The organism is Psychrobacter nivimaris (assembly GCF_043419765.1).
In the GTDB taxonomy this organism is placed as follows: Bacteria; Pseudomonadota; Gammaproteobacteria; order Pseudomonadales; family Moraxellaceae; genus Psychrobacter.
The window spans coordinates 1-18,968 of record NZ_JBHOFX010000007.1 but is presented as its reverse complement, the minus strand read 5'-3'; the positions used below and the strand labels follow the sequence as shown (position 1 = coordinate 18,968).

Genomic DNA, 18,968 nt, shown 5'->3' with positions numbered 1-18,968 from the left:
GGTTACCGTATTGATTAATATTCAAATGAATAAAATTAAAAGGGTTAAAATAAAGAAAGATAAGTTTTAATATGTAAACTCTTTGAAAGTCGTGAACTACGCATGTCCTTGCAGAATTTCCGCTTCACTACGAAAGTCCTCATATTCAAAAACACCATCACTATTATCCTGACTTTTGAAAACAATTTTGCCTTCTTCTAACCAATGTAAGACATTTTTAGCATCCTCAATAATCTCGGGATAAAACTCATTTAAGATACTATCCATACTACTGTTTGATACCGATGTATCGATGTCTGTTAGGCGAACTCCATATACCATCCCTAGCCTATTGAGAAAATTATAACCATCGTAATAGAGGTGGTACATCATATAAATCACATCACAACACTTATCATCTCTATCAATAATTGAGTTTAAGTACCCTTTTATGCGATCAGCTTCAAATTTATAAAAATGGACGTATTGCGCAAAACTATCATAAAAACGGTAATAAAAATTATCTTCAGAACTATAATTAAATGAAATCAGTTCAAGATACAAATCAGGGTTGCTAGACTCTAATACATCATCTTCATATAACCATTGCTCAAATGATTGTATGCTCATTTTTTGTGTTAATACTTGATGAATATTTTGTTCAGCTATAGATGGAATCATATTAGTGCCTTGTTAGCTCCCAAAATCAACTCTATTTAAACGCCACAATAGAAACAAAGTTCAAAAACTGAAACCATGTTAGATGACGCGCAAACCCAACATTACTCAACCGTACATGATGCTCATCTAATGTGTCAGTAATCAGCACATTTTCTAACGCATTGCGCTTGCCACTGATTTCCATTTCGGTATAGCCATTGGCACGTTTAAAGTCGTAATAACGCTCTACTAACCACGCATCATATTGCTCATCAAAGGCATGGGTTTTTTCAGTCAGTACCAATATGCCGCCTTCGCTCAATGCCGCATAAATCTTCTCTAATACTGCGACCCTATCAGCAGCTGGCAAAAATTGTAACGTCAAGTTCAAAATCACCATGTCGCACGGCTCAAGCTCAATATCGCGGATATCTGCTGTGATTACTTCGATATCGTGCTCAGGATAATTCTCACTCAGTAGCGTGGTCGCCTCGGTCGTCATCGCTGGTGATATGTCAATTGCTTTAATCTGCAAGTCTTGTGGGTCGAACTCACCAGCTAGCGTCATACTGGCTGCACCCAATGAACAGCCCAAGTCATAAACGCGACTAACGCGCTGACCACTATCGCCCTGCTGACGATATTTGCAATGACGACGGGCGAATATAGGCAGCATCGCCAATACCTGTCCATAACCAGGCACACTGCGGCGAATCATGTCAGGAAAACAAGCCACCACTTGCTCATCAAAGGAAAAGCGTGCCGCCTTATCCAATGGTGTGGTAAACGGTTTATCAAATAGGGTGTCATGTTTGATAGCAGGCTGGGATTGGCTCATGGGACGACTCGTTTTTAGAATAGAACTGAAATTAAGAATTACTTGGTGTTTTGCTTGGTAGTTCGCTTGTCATTATCAGTTGATAAAGAAGCAAGATAGCAAAAGCCCATTATAACATTACTGTTTGTTACTTATCGCCTTTGGCTTGCCTGCTAAGCTGAATAAATAGTGCCAAGGGTAATGAGACGTTTGAAAGAAGCATTGAAAAACGAGAGCATCACTACCAAATATAGCGCTTAACCCATATTTATAATAATAGGAAAAAATTATGCAAACGATCGTATTAGGTGGCGGCTGCTTCTGGTGCACCGAGTCTGTATTTTTATCGGTAAAAGGTGTGCAATCTGTCGTCTCAGGCTACATGGGCGGCGATGCTGTCTCTGCCAATTATGAAACTGTCTGTAGTGGTACAACTGGCCATGTCGAAGTCATCAAAGTCGAATTTGATGAGTCTATCGTCCCGTTAGAAGTGATACTCGATGTCTTCTTCGCCACGCATGATCCCACCACGATGGATCGTCAAGGCAATGACGTCGGTAGTCAGTATCGCAGCGTAGTCTTTTACACCGAAGACAGTCAAAAACCGACTGTTGACCGTACCATTAACAAGTTACGCGATATGGGTGTCAATGTGGTGACGGAAGTACACCCTGCCGTTGAATTCTATCAAGCAGAAGATTCACATCAAGATTTCTTCAACAGAAATCCAGGACAAGCTTATTGCAACTTTGCAATTCCACCAAAGCTTGCCAAACTGCGTAAAGAATTTAGCAAATATATGGTTAGCTAAATTTAATAAAACATTATTTATCCGAACAGTCTTTTAGCCTAATGTTAGATACCAGCCAAACACTTATACTATAGGTGTTTGGCTTTTTATTATTTATTCCTTAGATATATCAGATAAAGATTAGAACCCTATATATAGAAACTTGCAAATAGAGGATAGCAGCATGAACCCTGAGTTTTGGCAAAAACGTTGGCAAGAAGGTCGCATTGGATTCAATCAATCTACGGTCAATCCATTGCTGACTGAGTACTTTAACCGCCTCAATCTAACTGCGGGTAGCCTCATTTTTGTACCGTTATGTGGTAAATCTATTGATATGATTTGGCTAGCGACGCAAGGCTATGACGTGGTGGGCGTTGAGTTGGTCGAAACAGCCGTACAAGAGTTTTTTGCTGAGCAAAACATCGAACCTATTGTCTATCAACAGGCAGACAATCCAACGATTAGATACTATCAAAGCCAGTTGTCGGGACAAACCATTACTTTATGGGTCGCTGATATTTTTGCGCTGACGCCTAAAGATATTGGCTCTATTGATGCAGTATATGATAAAGCGGCATTAATCGCCCTGCCCGCCGATATGCGTATGAGATATAGTGAGCAAGTGCGGAAACTTAGTAGCGATACCAGTAAAGTCGATGTTGCTAACAATGAAATAACACCGCAGCTTTTACTCACGCTAAATTACGATCAGCGTAAAAAGAATGGACCACCCTTCTCTATTAATAACGAACAACTAGAGCAGTATTATAGCGCTCACTACCAAATCTATGAGCTAGCAAGCGTGCCTTCTTCTATAGGTTCTGCACCTGATATCACCGTCACAGAACAGGTTTGGCTATTGAGCAGTAAATAAAAAACTCATATAACCTTTAACAAGCTGCTAAATGGCAATGGAGAAATTGAATGAAAATGATAGTCGGTCTAATGAGTGTAATTGCTGCTCTGCTAGTCGCTCTGGCAGGCCCATTGTATAAGTTTGGCATTGTAGAATTAGGGACTGCGTTTACAGGGTTTAAATTTGGGTTATTTGCTGGTATCGCAGCATTGGTATTGTTAGCTATACAGCTATTATTTAAACGCAATACAGCCAGTATTGGGAGCACACTAGCCTCAGCCGTATTTGCTGCTACTGCCATAGCTATTCCGCTCGGCATGATGAATACGGCCAAAAATGTACCACCTATTCACGATATTTCTACCGATTTGGTAAATCCGCCTGAGTTTGTCGCGATTGCACCACTACGTGCAGATGCACCAAATCCCGTAACGTACGCAGGCGCAGAAGTAGCTGAACAACAACGTGCAGCCTATCCTGATTTGCAGACATTGACCTATACTCAATCGAGGCCTGAGTTAGTTGAAGCAGCTAAACAAGCCATAGAAAATTTAGGGTGGGAGCTGGTCAATACTGATGCAGACAAAGGCATCATCGAAGCAACAGAGACGACTGCTTGGTTTGGTTTCAAAGACGATGTGATCATTCGTGTGACTGACAACGATAGCGAGCGCTTAGTTGATATCCGCAGTAAGTCACGAGTTGGACAGAGCGATTTGGGCAAAAATGCCGCGCGGATTCATAGCTTTACAGAAGAACTAGATAGTGTGCTAGCTAAATAAACAAGTTCTACTTCCTGAAAATAGTTCTCTAAAGGAATAGTACTCGAGTTGAAATACTGTTTAACGCTTTGCATTTTCAGCTCCACGAAATCCTCTTCTAATCTCACGGCAGCGTCAATTTATCGTAACCATTTATAACCTTGGTACTGCGACAGCTTTTCTTTACTGTTTAGATTGGTTACTCTACGTTAATATCACTTTTTACCTTTTGATAACTATTTTAACGTTTATAGGATATTTTCATGCGTTTGACTCCTTTTTCTACTTTGTCGCTGCTTAGTGTTGCTGTCGGCATCAGCCTTGCTACCACTGCTCAAGCCGCGCAGCCGCCAGCACCTGATTTATCCAATAGCGAGTTTCAGCAGTGTTTAGACAATCTAAAAAATTCTAGCAAATTTAGCGGTGTTGATGGTTATACCTTTAATAACTATCGCCCAAGCCAGCCTGATCCTAGTGTCATTCAGTCACTGAATTATCAACCAGAGTTTCAAAAAGACGTTTGGGACTACTTATCAGCATTGGTAGACAAAGAACGTGTTGAGGACGGTATCCGAGCCAAGCGTCAATGGGGCTCTACACTACGTCAAATCGAATCGCGTTATGGCGTAAAAGCTGAACACGTGCTCGGGGTCTGGGGCGTAGAATCTAACTTTGGTCAAACGCTAGGTAAAAAACCATTATTTGAGTCTTTGGCGACCCTATCTTGCTTTGATCGTCGCCAGAGCTACTTTCAGGGCGAGTATGCCAATGCTCTAAAAATCGTGCAAAATGGCGATATCACACCAAACGATATGACAGGCTCATGGGCAGGTGCCTTCGGACAGACGCAGTTTATGCCGAGTACTTTCTTAGAGTTGGCAGTAGACTTCGACGGTGACGGTCGCCGTGATTTGGTCAATAGCGTACCTGATGCACTCGCTTCTACGGCAAACTTCTTGGACAATCGCGGCTATCGTACTGGTGAGCCTTGGGGCTATGAAGTCAAACTACCTGATGGGTTCTGGGCCGCATCTAATCGTAAAGACAAAAAGTCAATAAGCCACTGGCGTGACCAAGGTCTGACGTTGGCTAATGGCGGTCCGTTACCATATGACTTGAGCAGTGCAGGCTTATTATTACCAGCTGGGATGGAAGGCCCTGCTTTCTTGGTGGGCAAAAATTTCGACACTTTCTACTCTTATAATGCCTCAGAAAACTACGCACTGGCTATCGCACACTTATCAGATCTAATCACTCGCGAAGACAGCAGCAAAACAGACTTTATCACTGCGTGGCCGACAGATGATCCTGGTATCAGCCGCCAGCAGGCCAAAGACATTCAGCAAGCGTTGCTAAATGCCGGTTATGATATCGGCGGTGTAGATGGCATCATCGGAGATAATACTCGTACCGCTATCCAGCAATACCAGACTAGTCGCGGTATTTTCCCAGCTGACGGACGCGCAGGTCAAAAGTTCTATCGCGCCATCGTTGGTAATGCAGCGCCGAGTCAAACTCAATACAGCCAGCCTGCAAACAGCCAGCCCCTGAATCCTGCACCTGCCGATCGCATGGGACAATTAATTCAGCAGCAAACGACTGCTCCTAGTAGCTACTCATCTCAGCCATCAGTGAGCTCCTCAACTTCTAGCAATACACGTTATCGCCGCGTTACTGATGCCGATGGCACTATCAAGCTTGTTCGTATAGACCAAGGTTCATAGTAGCAAGATAAGTAATGCTATTTAGACGCATCAAAAAAGCCACGCTAACGATAGCGTGGCTTTTTTATTTATAGATAGTAATTAGAAGAACTTATCCAATTGACTCAAAATACGTATCTAGACGATAGGTGGTGGCTTAGGCTGACCATTATCACCATTCCAATTTTCACGAGCTTTGTCGTCTAAATCGGCTGCCGTTTTTGGCTCCCATTTACCATTTTCTTTCCAAGTCGCATCGCCCCAATCTTCATCTTCTGCCTTACTGTCTAAATCTTTGTAGGCCTTGCTAGGATCTATACCGCGACGTTTCATATCTGCTACTTGCTCTTCTAACGTATGAAACTGATCAGCATCATGCATAGACTTTTCTAGACCATCGATCTCTCTTTTTAGTTCGTCATTTTTAGCATTGCTCATCGTACGCTCTCCCTAATTATTAATATTATAGTTGTCATTCTAAAACAGTTAACGTTGTCAACATAGCTAACTGACTGACTTCATTATTACGGGTCTGAGGAAGATTCACAAGCATTGCACGTATGCTTTGTATTACAAAACGTAGTCGTGATGCCTAAGTGAACGTTTTAGATGACTATTATTGAACACGCTAGCGAATAATTACTCGTCTTGTTTGTTCGTACTTACGGTATGATTTTGCAGTAGGTTTTTTGCGTAGAAGGTAAGCTTCCATAGCTCTTGTGATACCCGCGTGCCATAAGTCATTAGTTGTATCCAATTTGCACCGACTAGCTTACGTTGCAAATTATTGATATCAGCTTGAGAGATTTGGCAACGTGAGACAGCATGAACGTTTGGCATCTCTTTTTTGATGTCTATTTCCGCTTTAGCAGTAATCAAACGATTGATGGCATTTTGCAAGCCATAGCTCGAAAAAGTAGACGGTATTCTCATGAGCGTCATAAGTATCTCGTGCCACGAGAGGGTTAGTGATCGGGTCACGTCCGTTAGATTGCCGCCCTCATAAGCTTGGGCACTATATTGAATCTCAAAAAACTCTGTTAACTCAATTGGCTCGCTAACCTTATCCGAGATAAAATCTTCGTCATCAGGACTGTTGTTCTCTACCTCGGTAGTACTAGGTAATATATCGACGGTCTTCTCATACACGACCTTTTTACTAGTCGTACTCTCTTCGTCATTCGCTCTGACCCAGCCACCTATCATTTTATTATTGGCGACGGCATTATAATGAGCCTGTACTAGCAATGGCTCAATATCTTCTTCCGTATCATAGTAATGTAGCTGGTTGTCTTGCTTGGTGACTAACTTAATAAACTCTTGAAGTTGTCGGCTGATAACAGCGTCTGGAGAGTGGTTTTTGACCAGAACAATTAGCGGCTTAAGCTTCGCTTTGGCATTTAGATAACTCAAATGCATCTGGCTAACGCCGTTTTTTTGTACGGTCCCGTAGCTGTCGCCAACGATCATGACTGCGTAATCACAAGAGTCAATACACTGACGCCCATAAAAAGAGGCTTTAGATAATTTACTAGAAACATCATAGGTCAGAAATGCGCGCGCCTGAAAAAATATCGCTAAGCTGTCTAGAACCAACAACTGGTCGTTGTCAGCGCATATAATATGAATATGATAGCGACGATTCGGCACAATTACCTCTAAGCGTAGGTCGTGACATAAAAAGGATAGGATGTAAAATAGAACACAAAAATCTTGTCTTGCTCAGCCTAGCATACTCTTGGCTTGAAAAGATGCACTCAATTTATTTTAACTGAGTCAGCGTTGCATACAGCGTATTGATATCACTAGCTTTGATAATAACTAGTGAGAGTAGTATTGCAATGCCATTTCTGTACCGAGTAAGCGCTCAACTAAAGCGCATAGTCTATCACTATATTTAGTGGCGTGAAAAGTTAATGGCGGTCTAGTAATGGTATTCTTCTTACTGGTTTTTTGTGACAGATTTTCTTGTTTTTCACTCATCAATGATGCAGACAAGTTATTTGCAATCAATAGCTGTCTAACCCGTTCAGCAATCGCTTGACCAGAATCAATGACTTGTATTGATAACTGCTGCTGTGCAATCTCATCTAACAAGAATGTCTTAAAAAACGGATAATGTGTACATCCCAGCACTAACTGATCGACACCTTCATTAGCAAATATTCGTACCTGTTGACGTAATCTTTCAGCGGTCTCGTCTTGTTCTGACATACCTGCTTCTACCCAAGGAACCAATTGCGGATCAAAATACTTAGTGACTATTATATTGTTGGGTTTAGCAAAATTGACAATAACATCATTTAATAAAGTGCCATTCAAAGTCGCTTTGGTTGCCAGCACCGCTACATGACCACTCTTACTGGCTAGTACCGCAGGCTTCAATGCAGGGACTAGACCCACAATAGGTATATGTGGATAGCAGCGTCGGGCGGTATCTAGCGCATATGCTGAGGCACTGTTGCAAGCAATAACTATTAGCTTACAGCCTTGCTGATGTAACCACTCTACGGCTTTTAGTGTTAGTGCTTCAATATCTTCGCTGTCGCGATTACCATAAGGTACATTTAGCGTATCGGCGTAATATACGTAACGCTCAGTAGGCAGCTGCTGTGCTAAATGCAAGTAAACAGACAAACCGCCAACACCAGAATCAAACACGCCAATGGGCGCGCTACGGTTTTTATCGCTTACAACTGTATTACCAGCATGTTTATTGACACCTACTAGATCAATAGTTTTGAGACTCTGGTCAACAGATATATCGACACACGGTCTGAGTTTTTCGACGGTCTGGTTTTTGATATCCATCTTTATGCTAATGCCATTATCATATTATTCATCAATCTCATTACCCAGTTAAATGCGCTATATATATGTTGCATGTATGTCGTTATTCTACGTCGGCTCTCTATCGACTACCTTTATACGATAATGATTTTTTAAACCAATAAAGAATCAGGCGACATTATAAAATTATAGCATTCATCGGCGTACAGCAATTAATAGATAAACATAATACTTAATCAGTAGGCATCGATAACGAATAAGACTGACCACCACTCTGTAGCGTCAATATCGTCTTGCCATTGTCTTCTGATAACGCTCCAATTTCAGTTAGGTGATAAAAAGTATTACGCCCGATAAGTGCGGTTAAGCCATTTCTAACCATCATGTAAGGGCGTACCTGTTCTGTAGACGCTAATTCCTGAGAATCTGCAACATCGTCAGCGGTACTCACTTGATTCGCTTGATCGCTTTCACTAAAGTCACTGTTATTAAAGTCGCTGTCGTTAGAATCGCTCTTATTAGAATTATACGCCTTTAATACAATCGAATGCTCATCGTCTAAGCGGACCACATCTCCTGTCGTCGTTGTAAACTCCAACCAACTCATATCATTTTCATTGACAATACCAACATCATTTATCAGAAGTGGTGCATCTTCAACTTGGATACGGATTTTCTGTACAGGGGTCTTGAGGAAGTACTCAGTAATGCCATTATTTTCTTCTTTCCATAGTATTGTGGCAAACAAGCTGACCAATGACTCACGGGTCATTTGACCGCCTTCATGCCACCACTCTCCGTTTGCCTTGATAGTCAAATCCATATCAGCAATATCTTCAGGATGCCATTTTTCAAGTGGTGGTATCGCACGCCCTTCGCGAGTGCCTTTCGTAGACTTAATATACTGGCTTAGTTCATCCAAATTATCTAAGCTATCTAGGCTAGAAGTCTTACTGATCGGGGCTTCCGCTATTCTTTCATTGCTGTCTTCAGTGCTGTTATTATCGTTATTCATTATTAATTCCTTTCTTTAGTATTCAAAGTTTGGCTTATCTATTATTACTATAAATTTTTGTTTCAGGTATGATGAAACTTTATCGTTATAACAACCTCATTTTCTTAACATTACCTTAGCATCGATACTCATAAATGCGTATCGTGTTTGTAGGACTTTTCTTTTATAATGAGTAACGATTTTTTATTGAAATGGTCAAGTGGGTGTTGTATTGATGACACATCTTACGTTATGCGTTGATATTCTTAGATAAATTGGTATTAACCATGACGGGTCAATTGATGCCGCAAAGACAGTTTTATCGGGCAGCCATATGTCTGAGTGACGTTAGCGCCGCAAGTCTATTATTCAGTTGTTAAGCTAATGATGCCCTGAGATAAGCCACTAAAAGTTTAGGAGTAGGTATGCAAGAGCAAGACAATCAAACGCCAGTTATTGATGGTAATACTGTGAATGCTGACGCACCAGTAGTGACAGAGACCGCAACGCTAGATAAAGCAGAACCAGTCGTAGCGCCAGTTGCCGCGGAACCTGAAGTCGAACGCGAATCAATGGAGTTCGATGTCATCATCGTTGGTGGTGGACCTGCAGGTCTGTCTGCTGCCATCCGTTTGCGCCAGCTCGCAATTGAAGCTGGTAATGATGAGTTTATGGTTTGTGTGGTCGAAAAAGGCTCTGAGTTTGGTGCCCATACGTTGTCTGGTGCAGTCATCGAGCCACGCGCTCTAAATGAGCTGATTCCTGACTGGAAAGAAAAAGGCGCACCGCTTAACGTGCCAGCGACAGAAGATCGTTTTTATTATTTAAACTCTGCCACACGCTCAACTAAAGTGCCTGACTCTTTGATTCCAAGTCCAATGCACAATGATGGCAACTATATTGTCTCGCTAGGTAATGTCGTTCGTTGGTTGGCCGTACAGGCAGAAGAGCTTGAAGTCATGATGTTCCCAGGCTTCCCTGCCGATGATATCTTATACAACGACGACGGTTCGGTCAGAGGTGTATTAACTGGTGATATGGGTGTGGCAGCCAATGGTGAAGCCAAGCCAAGCTTTGAGCCTGGTTATGAGCTTCTTGCCAAATACACTATTTTTGCCGAAGGTAGCCGTGGGCATTTAGGCAAACGCTTAATCAGCCGTTTTGATCTAGATAAAGACTCTGATCCTCAGCATTATGGTATCGGTCTAAAAGAGCTATGGGAAGTTGAGCCTGAAAAGCATGAGCAAGGCGTTGTTATGCATGGTCTTGGCTGGCCATTGACTGAAACTGGCTCTACTGGTGGCTGGTGGTTATACTTTGATGAAAACAACCAAGTAAGCTTTGGTCTTGTGGCGGATTTGTCTTACCACAACCCTTACATGTCTCCATTCGATGAAATGCAGCGCTTGAAAACGCACCCTGTTATCAAAAATGTTCTAGAAGGCGGTAAGCGTATTTCTTACGGCGCACGTGCGTTGACCAAAGGCGGTCTAAACTCATTACCGAAGTTCACCTTCCCAGGTGGCGTGTTGGTAGGTGATGACGCTGGTTTCTTAAACCCAGCAAAAATCAAAGGCACACATACCTCAATGAAGTCAGGCATGCTCGCAGCCGAAGCTATTTTTGAGGCGTTGCAAGCTGAACGTCAGCATGATGAAGTGGTTGCTTATAGCACAATGTACAAAGAGTCATGGTTGTATCAAGATAACTATGAGTCGCGCAACTTCTCACCGGCGATTCACCGTATGGGTCTGTTCATGGGCGGCGCTTTCACCTTTATCGAGCACAACTTGTTAAAAGGTAAAATGCCATTTACTTTGCATGACAATATCCCAGATTACGATCAGTTGGAGCGTGCTAATCATGCTTATCAACCAACCTATCTTAAGCCTGATGGTAAGTTGGTATTTGACAAATTGTCGTCGGTATTTATCTCTAATACCAACCATGCAGAAGATCAGCCAACGCATCTAAAACTTACTGATCCGACGGTACCTATTTCAATCAACTTACCGTTGTATGCTGAGCCTGCACGCTTATACTGCCCAGCCGGTGTGTACGAAGTGGTCAAAGACGCTGAAGGCGCTAAGTTTGTCATCAATGCGCAGAACTGTGTGCATTGTAAGACCTGTGATATCAAAGACCCTTCACAGAACATCACTTGGGTAACGCCAGAAGGTGGCGGTGGTCCTAACTACCCAAACATGTAAATCAGGATAATTCTGGTTTGAGCTGGTACAGTTAATATCATTAAAACTGTACTCCAATAAAAACCGCCTTTCTCTGCATAAGAGTCGGGCGGTTTTTTAATGCTTAGAACAAGCAACTTTTACCAATCAATGATGCTTAGTCTGTCCAAGCATCACGGTTAGCTTCATCTCTGAGTTTTACAAAGTTATCAGGATCAAACTTTATCTGATCGCCTGTTTTACCCTCTTTTACCTGACGCTCATAATCACGTAGTATTCTTAGTGCCACAGGAGACAAGAGCAAGATAGCGACTAAGTTAACCAAGGCCATCAGACCCATAGACAAGTCAGCGAAGTTCCATATAGCAGGTAGACTGGCAACAGAGCCGATAAATACCATACCTAACACTAGAAAGCGGAAAATCATAATCATTACTTTGGCGTTTTTGGCACCAGAGATAAACTCAAGATTTGACTCACCGTAGCTATAGTTAGCGATGATAGATGTAAATGAGAAGAAGAAAATCGCAATCGCCACAAACACCACGCCTAGGTCACCCACATACTGTGATAAGGCTAGCTGAGTTAACTGAATACCTTCTTGCTCGACATTAGGGTCGACCACGCCAGACAAGATAATAATCGATGCCGTTGCGGTACAAATGATAAGAGTATCCATAAATACACCTAGCATCTGCATAAAACCTTGCACTGCTGGGTGATCAGGATGACTCTTTGCCGTTGCTGCAGCATTCGGCGCTGAACCCATACCTGCTTCGTTAGAGAACAAACCACGTTTGATACCGTTAATCATTGCCTGCGCAATACCATAACCGATGACACCGCCTGCCGCTTGCTCAAAACCAAATGCTGATTTTACAATCAACGCGATCGCCGCTGGGAATTGACTAAAGTTAGTCACGATAATGAATAGCGCTAGCAAGATGTACAAGATGGCCATCACTGGTACGATTTTACCCGCGATACGAGCTACTGAGCGCAAACCACCGAATACCACTGGCGCTACCAGTACTACCAATACCAAACCTGTCATCCACGTTGGCACACCAAAGGCTTCATTAGTCGCTTGAGCGATGGTGTTGGATTGTACGCCATTGAACGCCAAGCCAAAGGCCACTAACAAACATAATGAGAAAAACACGGCAAGCCAGCGTTTGCCTAGACCTTTTTCGATATAATAAGCTGGGCCACCGCGGTACACATTATCGTTGTGCGGTACTTTATATGCCTGTGCTAAGGTTGACTCGATAAAGCTGGTCGACATACCGACTAGTGCCGTCATCCACATCCAGAATACAGCACCTGGTCCACCCAAATAGATGGCAATTGCCACACCTGCCAAGTTACCAGTACCAACACGCGCGGCCAGCGACGTCATCAATGCTTCAAATGAGCTGATACCACCATCTTTGCGTCCTTGATTGGACACGCGTAGCAACTTCCACATATGACCAAAATGACGAAACTGAATAAAACGTGTCACGACGGTGAAGTAAAGACCAGCACCAATTAGTAAGAACATCAGTAATCCATACCAAGGGTTGCTAGCAATCAGCCAGTCATTGTTACCCCAGATAATACCGACACCATAATTTACGATGTTATTAAACCAACCTACTATCCCTTCGTTCATATGGGCTCCTTATTCATTCTTTATACGCGTTACTTAAGTTTCATATCGATATCATATTTTGATGGCGATGGACTATATAAGCCTCTGTGCAAAATACCTGATACCAAAAAGACACGTGCATGATATAGATATTGAGCGACATGTGACCATCACGTTTACTTATCGACTTCATATAATTATTTTTAAAATAAATAATGCTTATGTTTCAGCTTATATAGAATAGATTAAGTGATAATTTAATCGCACAAATTACACGGTTGCCGTACCGTTTCCGTAACGTTAGGTTTTTTAATGAATGCCAAGCAAACTAATTTTTAGTAATTTACTTATTATTTATGCGCAGTAGTTTGCAATTATCTTTATTAAACCGTGCTAATATGAATTCTATATCCGTTTAGACTGTTTTATGGTTATCGAAGCTATCAAGCAGCACAACAGGTTAGCGTGTTAAAAAGATTAAAACTCTTGTCAGGAAGACGAGATTGTTAAAAAGACACTGGATAGTCCACCCTTCTGTCTTCCTCAAGAAACGTTATTTTTGCCATTCGATGGTTTAAGTCAATGCGATGCTTAAATAGTTAACTACTTTTATTTGAAGTAGAGAACTATCGAGCATTAAACGTACTATCACGCATCATCGTTTTCACTATATAAAGCAGTACCTGACTATTTTTTATACTTTTCGTGGTAAGAAATAATCGCAGTTCTTTTTATATTGTTGGTATTTTTTAGGGAAGACAAAAGGAGTTGTCCTATGAAAGATCATAACGATCCATCCGGTTATTGGCGTGCCAATGTCCGTCTCATCTTAGGTAGCCTAGTAGTTTGGGCACTATGTTCTTATGGTTTTGCTATCTTATTGCGTCCTCTTTTAGCCGGTATCAAAGTCGGCGGCACTGACTTGGGATTTTGGTTCGCTCAGCAAGGCTCCATCGGGGTGTTTATCATTTTAATTTTCTTCTACGCATGGCGTATGAATAAGTTAGATAAACAATATGGCGTAGATGAGGAATAGACCATGAGTCAGTATTTAGTTAATATTATTTTCGTAGGCCTATCTTTCGCTCTGTATTTTGGTATTGCGATTTGGGCTCGGGCTGGGACAACCAGTGAATTCTATGTGGCGGGCGGCGGTGTACATCCAGTAGTTAACGGTATGGCGACAGCTGCTGACTGGATGAGTGCAGCATCTTTTATTTCTATGGCAGGTTTGCTTGCTGCTGGCGGTTATGGCGCATCGACCTACTTGATGGGTTGGACAGGTGGTTATGTACTACTAGCCATGCTACTGGCTCCTTACTTACGTAAATTTGGTAAATTCACGGTGCCTGATTTTATTGGGGATCGCTTTTATTCAAAAACGGCTGCAATGATTGCCGTGGTTTGTTTGATTATTGCGTCTACCACGTACGTTATCGGTCAGATGACAGGTGCTGGGGTCGCATTTTCACGCTTCTTAGAAGTAGATAACAACACAGGTCTTATTATTGCGGCGGTTGTTGTATTCTTTTACGCAGTTCTTGGCGGTATGAAAGGGATTACCTACACGCAGGTTGCGCAGTATGTGGTTCTGATGATTGCTTATACTATTCCTGCTGTCTTTATCTCACTTGAATTAACCGGCAATCCAATTCCAGGTTTGGGCTTATTTTCAAACCATATCGAATCTGGTGTCCCTATCCTAACCAAGCTTGATCAAGTCGTGACCGATTTGGGATTCACAGCATATACGGCTGACGTACCTAACAAGCTAAACATGGTGCTATTTACCTTATCACTCATGATTGGTACCGCTGGTCTACCTCACGTTATTATTCGCTTTTTCACCGTTCCTAAGGTTGCCGATGCACGTTGGACTGCTGGTTGGACATTAGTGTTTATTTCTTTATTGTACTTTACAGCACCTGCTGTTGGCGCAATGGCACGTTTAAACCTTATTGATACTATCTATCCACAAGGTGTTGCAGAGCCTGCTATCGACTATGACCAACGTCCAGACTGGATGAGGACTTGGGAAGATACTGGCCTGATTAAGTATACTGACCTTAACAATGATGGTCGTATCCAGATGTATAATGATAGTGGACTGGGCGCTGCAGAAGTAGCTCTAACCAATGCACAGACTGAAGGCGGTGACGTAGGCGCTGCAACAACTGCGGTTGAGACAGCACGTGCTGCACATGACCTAGAACTTGATGGTCGCTTTGCAGATGCAGGTTGGGCTGGTAACGAGCTCGACGTCAATGCTGATATCTTGGTATTGGCCAATCCAGAGATTGCACAACTGCCATCTTGGGTAATTGGTTTGATCGCTGCAGGTGGTTTGGCAGCAGCACTATCAACTGCTGCTGGCCTATTGCTCGCTATCTCGTCAGCGATTAGTCATGACTTAATCAAACGAAACCTCAATCCAAACATTACTGACAAAGGAGAGCTCAAGGTCGCACGTATCACGATGGGTATTGCGATTGTGGTTGCTACTTATCTAGGTATGAATCCACCAGGGTTTGCGGCACAGGTAGTTGCATTGGCATTTGGTATCGCTGGTGCGTCCCTCTTCCCTGCACTAATGATGGGTATCTTCTCAAAACGTATCAACAACCTTGGCGCTATCGCTGGTATGTTGACAGGTTTGATCAGTATCTTGGTTTACATTTTCGTCTTCAAAGGTTGGTTCTTTATCAGCGGTACTGCCAACTTCCCTGATACAGCAGAGTACTGGCTGTTTGGTATCTCACCACTATCGTTTGGTGTGATTGGTGCACTGCTTAACTTTATCGTTGCATTCATCGTTTCTTATGCGACTAAAGCGCCACCGCTACACATTCAAGAATTGGTTGAAAGCGTTCGCTCACCACGCGGCGCAGGCGGTGCAGTCGACCATTAACCTAACGAATGATGAGATGTCTTCTGTTACTATACATCACTCACTGGCTGCCACTGCTGGTGAGTGATTTTTTATCTAATACTTATTAAAATAATATTTAGATAATGGTTTTGCTTTGTCCAATTGAACATACCTGACTAAAAGTGCCTAGCGCATTAAGGAATATTTTATGCTTTTTGAGTTTATCGCTACCATAGCTGCTGCATTTGGCATGGCTGGATTGGCACTGATCATAACTCACCTCTGTAAACTGTCAGGTAAGCGCGCGCCAAAGTGGCTGATTCCGTTGTTTGCTGCGATTGGTATTTTTGGGTTTCAGGTACATCAAGAATACAACTGGTATGATCAGCAAGTCCGTCAGCTACCAGATGGTGTTGAGGTCATAAAAACTGCCGAAAGTACAGAATGGTTTCGCCCATGGTCTTATGTTAAACCGCAAGTTTTGCGCTTTATTGCAGCAGATACGGGCAATGCCAGCATGCATGCTGACAATCCAGATATGCATTTAGTTAATTTGTATTTGTTTGAAAGACGCAGAAGCGTGCAGAAGATTTTACAGGTAATAGACTGTACTACACCTGCACGAGCGGACTATGTGATACCAGAAAAAGGTAGCACGCTGACGGTTGATGAACATGTAAAGCAAACCACTGCATGGCGAGAGCTGACTACAGATGATCCTTTATTTATCAAAATATGTACTGATGCAAGCGTCTAATCCAATAATGCTTGGTACGACAACGCTGGTTCATTAGATGCCGATACCTAGTTGCTTTCAATAGCGTTGAGAAGCGGCTGAATAAGTATGCTTTGAATTCGCGCCTAGCAATAGCCCAGCGCACAAACCACCAAAATGTGCCGCAAACGAGATACCTTGTTGCGGCATCAATCCTTGCTTAATGGTCAGCCAATAACCAGTTCCCATAACAATACAAGCAATCAGATAACCCCAGCGCCGCGCAAATATAGCCCCGCCTATCATATAACCTAACATTGCAAAGCAAAGTCCTGATGCGCCAATATGGATAGAAGATGGCGACCCGATGACCCAAGTGACCAGTCCTGAGGCGACAACCAGTTTAATTACCGTGCGATAAGCATTCTTCTCAAACAGTCCAAACAAAAACAAAATCTGTAATAGCGTCACTGTATTGCCAGTCAAATGCGACAAATTGCCATGCATGGTCCATGAAGCAAACACCCCTATCATACTACCTACATCTAAAGCACGCGGTACGATACCAAAGATATTCCACATACCAAATAAGGCCACCTCATTTAGAAAAAACATGCCCCACATCGGTATAAGTACAAAAGCATACAGCCCAATGACCTGCTTTATCCGTACGACAATTAAATTAAGCAACTGCTGCCAATTCATATACCATCCTATCCTTATTACCTAGATTTTTTATATCTACTTAATGATTTATAGCAAATAGTGGATGCACAGCAGGTTTGAATGATAACAAAGATGCATCCTCATCAGCAGTCAAATAGTTGTCACCATGCAATAATGACGTCGAATGATACGGAACCAAGGCCGTAGGAATAAAGCGACGTGCTGCATCAATATGCTTGATTGAATCGTCAAAGAAGATATGCGGCGCAAATGTTCTGAGTACCGCTGTTTTCTCTAATCCCCCCAAAAAAAACGCCATATCAACATTCACGCCCCACTCTCGCAACGTCTTAATAGCACGCAAGTCAGCTGGTGCATTGCGCGCGGTCACCAGCGCAATTTTTATTGGCGAGTATTTTAAACCAGCAGGGAGGCGTTCTTGCAGATTTGACAATTTAATCAACAATTCAGCATAAGGGCCTTTTTCAATCGGCAAATCACGCATTTGTACTTCACGATCATGAAAGGCTCGTAGCCCTTTTTGTTTGTATAGCAGTTCACCTGAATCATCAAAAAGCACCGCGTCCCCGTCAAAGGCAATGCGCAGCTGCTCAGTATCCAGCTCATAAGTATTCACAGGCGTCGCATCTAATATGGCACAGGCACAGATATTGGCATCTGCAACTTGTTGAGCATCTTCACGATTAGTGGTCAAGAACAGATCAACGTTAAAGTCTTTGATATAAGGCGCAACAGGGCTACCTGAAACAAAAGCAGAACGGGAGATATTAATATCATGTTCTAGAATTGCATTAAGCACCTGAATACCAGTGTCTGGACTGCTTTTTGAGACGATAACAACTTCGACCAATGGTGTTTCAATGTCTGAATCTCGTCCATCGCTATTATCAGAATACTTATTTACGTTTAATAATGCTTTAATCAACGGATAACCTGCACCAATATTCAAGGGATCATTTTCACGCTCGGTCATGTACTCTCTAAACTCTTTTATAGCATTTGCAGGTCGTTGCTCTAGCAGCTCTAGCAAATAGTTTTCTGATTCAGTCAAATCAAAAAGTGCCGTTGCAGAAATTGCGACGATAAGCGTATTACTAAAATCGACAGCCATGACTATCTCTACTTATAAAGTTATATAGGAAAATGAATGAAAACCAGTTTACTACATTCATAAGCCTTTATAACACTAAGAAAAGTTACCATCACGCAGCATCGCAGATTGTAAGTTTGTAAAATGTTCCTCTCTTAATTCTTAGACAAAATATCAGACACTAAAAAAGCCACACTGCTTTATTAGCAATATGGCTTCATACAATAACTCTATAAGCTATGGTTTAGGTTCAGCCTACCCGAGCAGCACAAGTGAAATCGCAGGGAACATCACCAAGATAACCAAACGAATCACATCAGAGACAATAAATGGTGCCACCCCGCGGAACATATCACTCAGCTTAATGTGCGGTGCCATCGCCTTAATCACAAAGATATTCATCCCCATCGGCGGCGTAATCAAACCAAGCTC

General features: G+C 42.4%; 18 protein-coding genes. 8 read left to right on the top strand and 10 right to left on the bottom strand.

Going from position 1 to position 18,968, the window contains the following annotated elements; translation table 11 throughout:
- Positions 1-96 precede the first annotated feature (96 nt).
- Together ACHEVO_RS13055 and cmoA are read right to left on the bottom strand one after the other, a co-directional pair.
- Positions 97-660 carry a hypothetical protein gene (locus tag ACHEVO_RS13055; RefSeq protein WP_296207301.1) on the bottom strand — a complete coding sequence of 188 codons (564 nt, stop codon included), beginning with the start codon at positions 658-660 and terminating at the stop codon, positions 97-99.
- A 31-nt stretch (positions 661-691) separates the two neighbouring features.
- Positions 692-1,477, bottom strand: a complete 786-nt coding sequence (cmoA, locus tag ACHEVO_RS13050) for a carboxy-S-adenosyl-L-methionine synthase CmoA (RefSeq protein WP_394125190.1) — start codon at positions 1,475-1,477, stop codon at positions 692-694.
- Positions 1,478-1,745: 268 nt separating this feature from the next.
- Between cmoA and msrA the strand changes: the two genes are divergently transcribed.
- The 4 genes from msrA (at position 1,746) to ACHEVO_RS13030 (ending at position 5,590) form a co-directional block, all read left to right on the top strand.
- Positions 1,746-2,267, top strand: a complete 522-nt coding sequence (gene msrA, locus ACHEVO_RS13045; RefSeq protein WP_394125189.1) for a peptide-methionine (S)-S-oxide reductase MsrA — start codon at positions 1,746-1,748, stop codon at positions 2,265-2,267.
- 163 nt (positions 2,268-2,430) lie between these two features.
- Positions 2,431-3,123: a thiopurine S-methyltransferase gene (gene tmpT / locus ACHEVO_RS13040; protein ID WP_394125188.1), complete on the top strand. Its 693-nt coding sequence runs from the start codon at positions 2,431-2,433 to the stop codon at positions 3,121-3,123.
- A 50-nt stretch (positions 3,124-3,173) separates the two neighbouring features.
- Positions 3,174-3,887, top strand: coding sequence for a DUF1499 domain-containing protein (locus tag ACHEVO_RS13035; protein ID WP_394125187.1), 714 nt, complete (start codon positions 3,174-3,176; stop codon positions 3,885-3,887).
- Between the two features lie 242 nt (positions 3,888-4,129).
- Positions 4,130-5,590 (top strand): lytic murein transglycosylase, encoded by a 1,461-nt coding sequence (locus ACHEVO_RS13030; protein ID WP_394125186.1) that lies wholly within the window; start codon positions 4,130-4,132, stop codon positions 5,588-5,590.
- A gap of 117 nt (positions 5,591-5,707) precedes the next feature.
- On the opposite strand, the gene ACHEVO_RS13025 is transcribed toward ACHEVO_RS13030, so the two are convergent.
- The 4 genes from ACHEVO_RS13025 to ACHEVO_RS13010 all read right to left on the bottom strand — a co-directional run bounded on the left by ACHEVO_RS13025 (position 5,708) and on the right by ACHEVO_RS13010 (position 9,374).
- Positions 5,708-6,007: a hypothetical protein gene (locus ACHEVO_RS13025; RefSeq protein WP_057761845.1), complete on the bottom strand. Its 300-nt coding sequence runs from the start codon at positions 6,005-6,007 to the stop codon at positions 5,708-5,710.
- 201 nt (positions 6,008-6,208) lie between these two features.
- Complete coding sequence (locus ACHEVO_RS13020; protein ID WP_394125185.1) at positions 6,209-7,219, bottom strand: DUF4062 domain-containing protein; 1,011 nt, start codon at positions 7,217-7,219, stop codon at positions 6,209-6,211.
- 171 nt (positions 7,220-7,390) lie between these two features.
- Complete coding sequence (murI, locus tag ACHEVO_RS13015; protein ID WP_394125184.1) at positions 7,391-8,380, bottom strand: glutamate racemase; 990 nt, start codon at positions 8,378-8,380, stop codon at positions 7,391-7,393.
- A gap of 211 nt (positions 8,381-8,591) precedes the next feature.
- Entirely contained in the window at positions 8,592-9,374 is a 783-nt protein-coding gene (locus ACHEVO_RS13010) for a DUF1285 domain-containing protein (RefSeq protein WP_394125183.1), read from the bottom strand.
- Positions 9,375-9,925: 551 nt separating this feature from the next.
- On the opposite strand from ACHEVO_RS13010, the gene ACHEVO_RS13005 reads away from it, so the two are divergent.
- The gene (locus tag ACHEVO_RS13005) at positions 9,926-11,563 is read left to right on the top strand and encodes an electron transfer flavoprotein-ubiquinone oxidoreductase (protein WP_394125233.1); all 1,638 of its coding nucleotides are present in this window, start codon (positions 9,926-9,928) and stop codon (positions 11,561-11,563) included.
- A gap of 136 nt (positions 11,564-11,699) precedes the next feature.
- Here ACHEVO_RS13005 and ACHEVO_RS13000 read toward each other — a convergent pair whose 3' ends face one another.
- Positions 11,700-13,196, bottom strand: a complete 1,497-nt coding sequence (locus ACHEVO_RS13000) for an alanine/glycine:cation symporter family protein (protein WP_201608209.1) — start codon at positions 13,194-13,196, stop codon at positions 11,700-11,702.
- A gap of 754 nt (positions 13,197-13,950) precedes the next feature.
- Between ACHEVO_RS13000 and ACHEVO_RS12995 the strand changes: the two genes are divergently transcribed.
- The 3 genes from ACHEVO_RS12995 to ACHEVO_RS12985 all read left to right on the top strand — a co-directional run bounded on the left by ACHEVO_RS12995 (position 13,951) and on the right by ACHEVO_RS12985 (position 16,801).
- Entirely contained in the window at positions 13,951-14,211 is a 261-nt protein-coding gene (locus tag ACHEVO_RS12995) for a DUF4212 domain-containing protein (RefSeq protein ID WP_057761855.1), read from the top strand.
- A 3-nt stretch (positions 14,212-14,214) separates the two neighbouring features.
- On the top strand, positions 14,215-16,083 hold the full coding sequence (locus ACHEVO_RS12990; protein WP_057761858.1) for a sodium:solute symporter family protein: 1,869 nt from the start codon (positions 14,215-14,217) through the stop codon (positions 16,081-16,083).
- 169 nt (positions 16,084-16,252) lie between these two features.
- Positions 16,253-16,801: a hypothetical protein gene (locus ACHEVO_RS12985; RefSeq protein ID WP_394125182.1), complete on the top strand. Its 549-nt coding sequence runs from the start codon at positions 16,253-16,255 to the stop codon at positions 16,799-16,801.
- Positions 16,802-16,858: 57 nt separating this feature from the next.
- On the opposite strand, the gene ACHEVO_RS12980 is transcribed toward ACHEVO_RS12985, so the two are convergent.
- From ACHEVO_RS12980 to ACHEVO_RS12970, 3 genes are all read right to left on the bottom strand, one after another.
- A complete protein-coding gene (locus tag ACHEVO_RS12980) occupies positions 16,859-17,464 on the bottom strand; it encodes a rhomboid family intramembrane serine protease (protein WP_114701886.1) in 606 nt (201 codons plus the stop codon).
- Between the two features lie 40 nt (positions 17,465-17,504).
- A complete protein-coding gene (locus tag ACHEVO_RS12975; RefSeq protein ID WP_394125181.1) occupies positions 17,505-18,557 on the bottom strand; it encodes a 5'-nucleotidase in 1,053 nt (350 codons plus the stop codon).
- Positions 18,558-18,791: 234 nt separating this feature from the next.
- A complete protein-coding gene (locus ACHEVO_RS12970; RefSeq protein WP_394123897.1) occupies positions 18,792-18,959 on the bottom strand; it encodes a TRAP transporter large permease subunit in 168 nt (55 codons plus the stop codon).
- Positions 18,960-18,968: the final 9 nt, after the last annotated feature.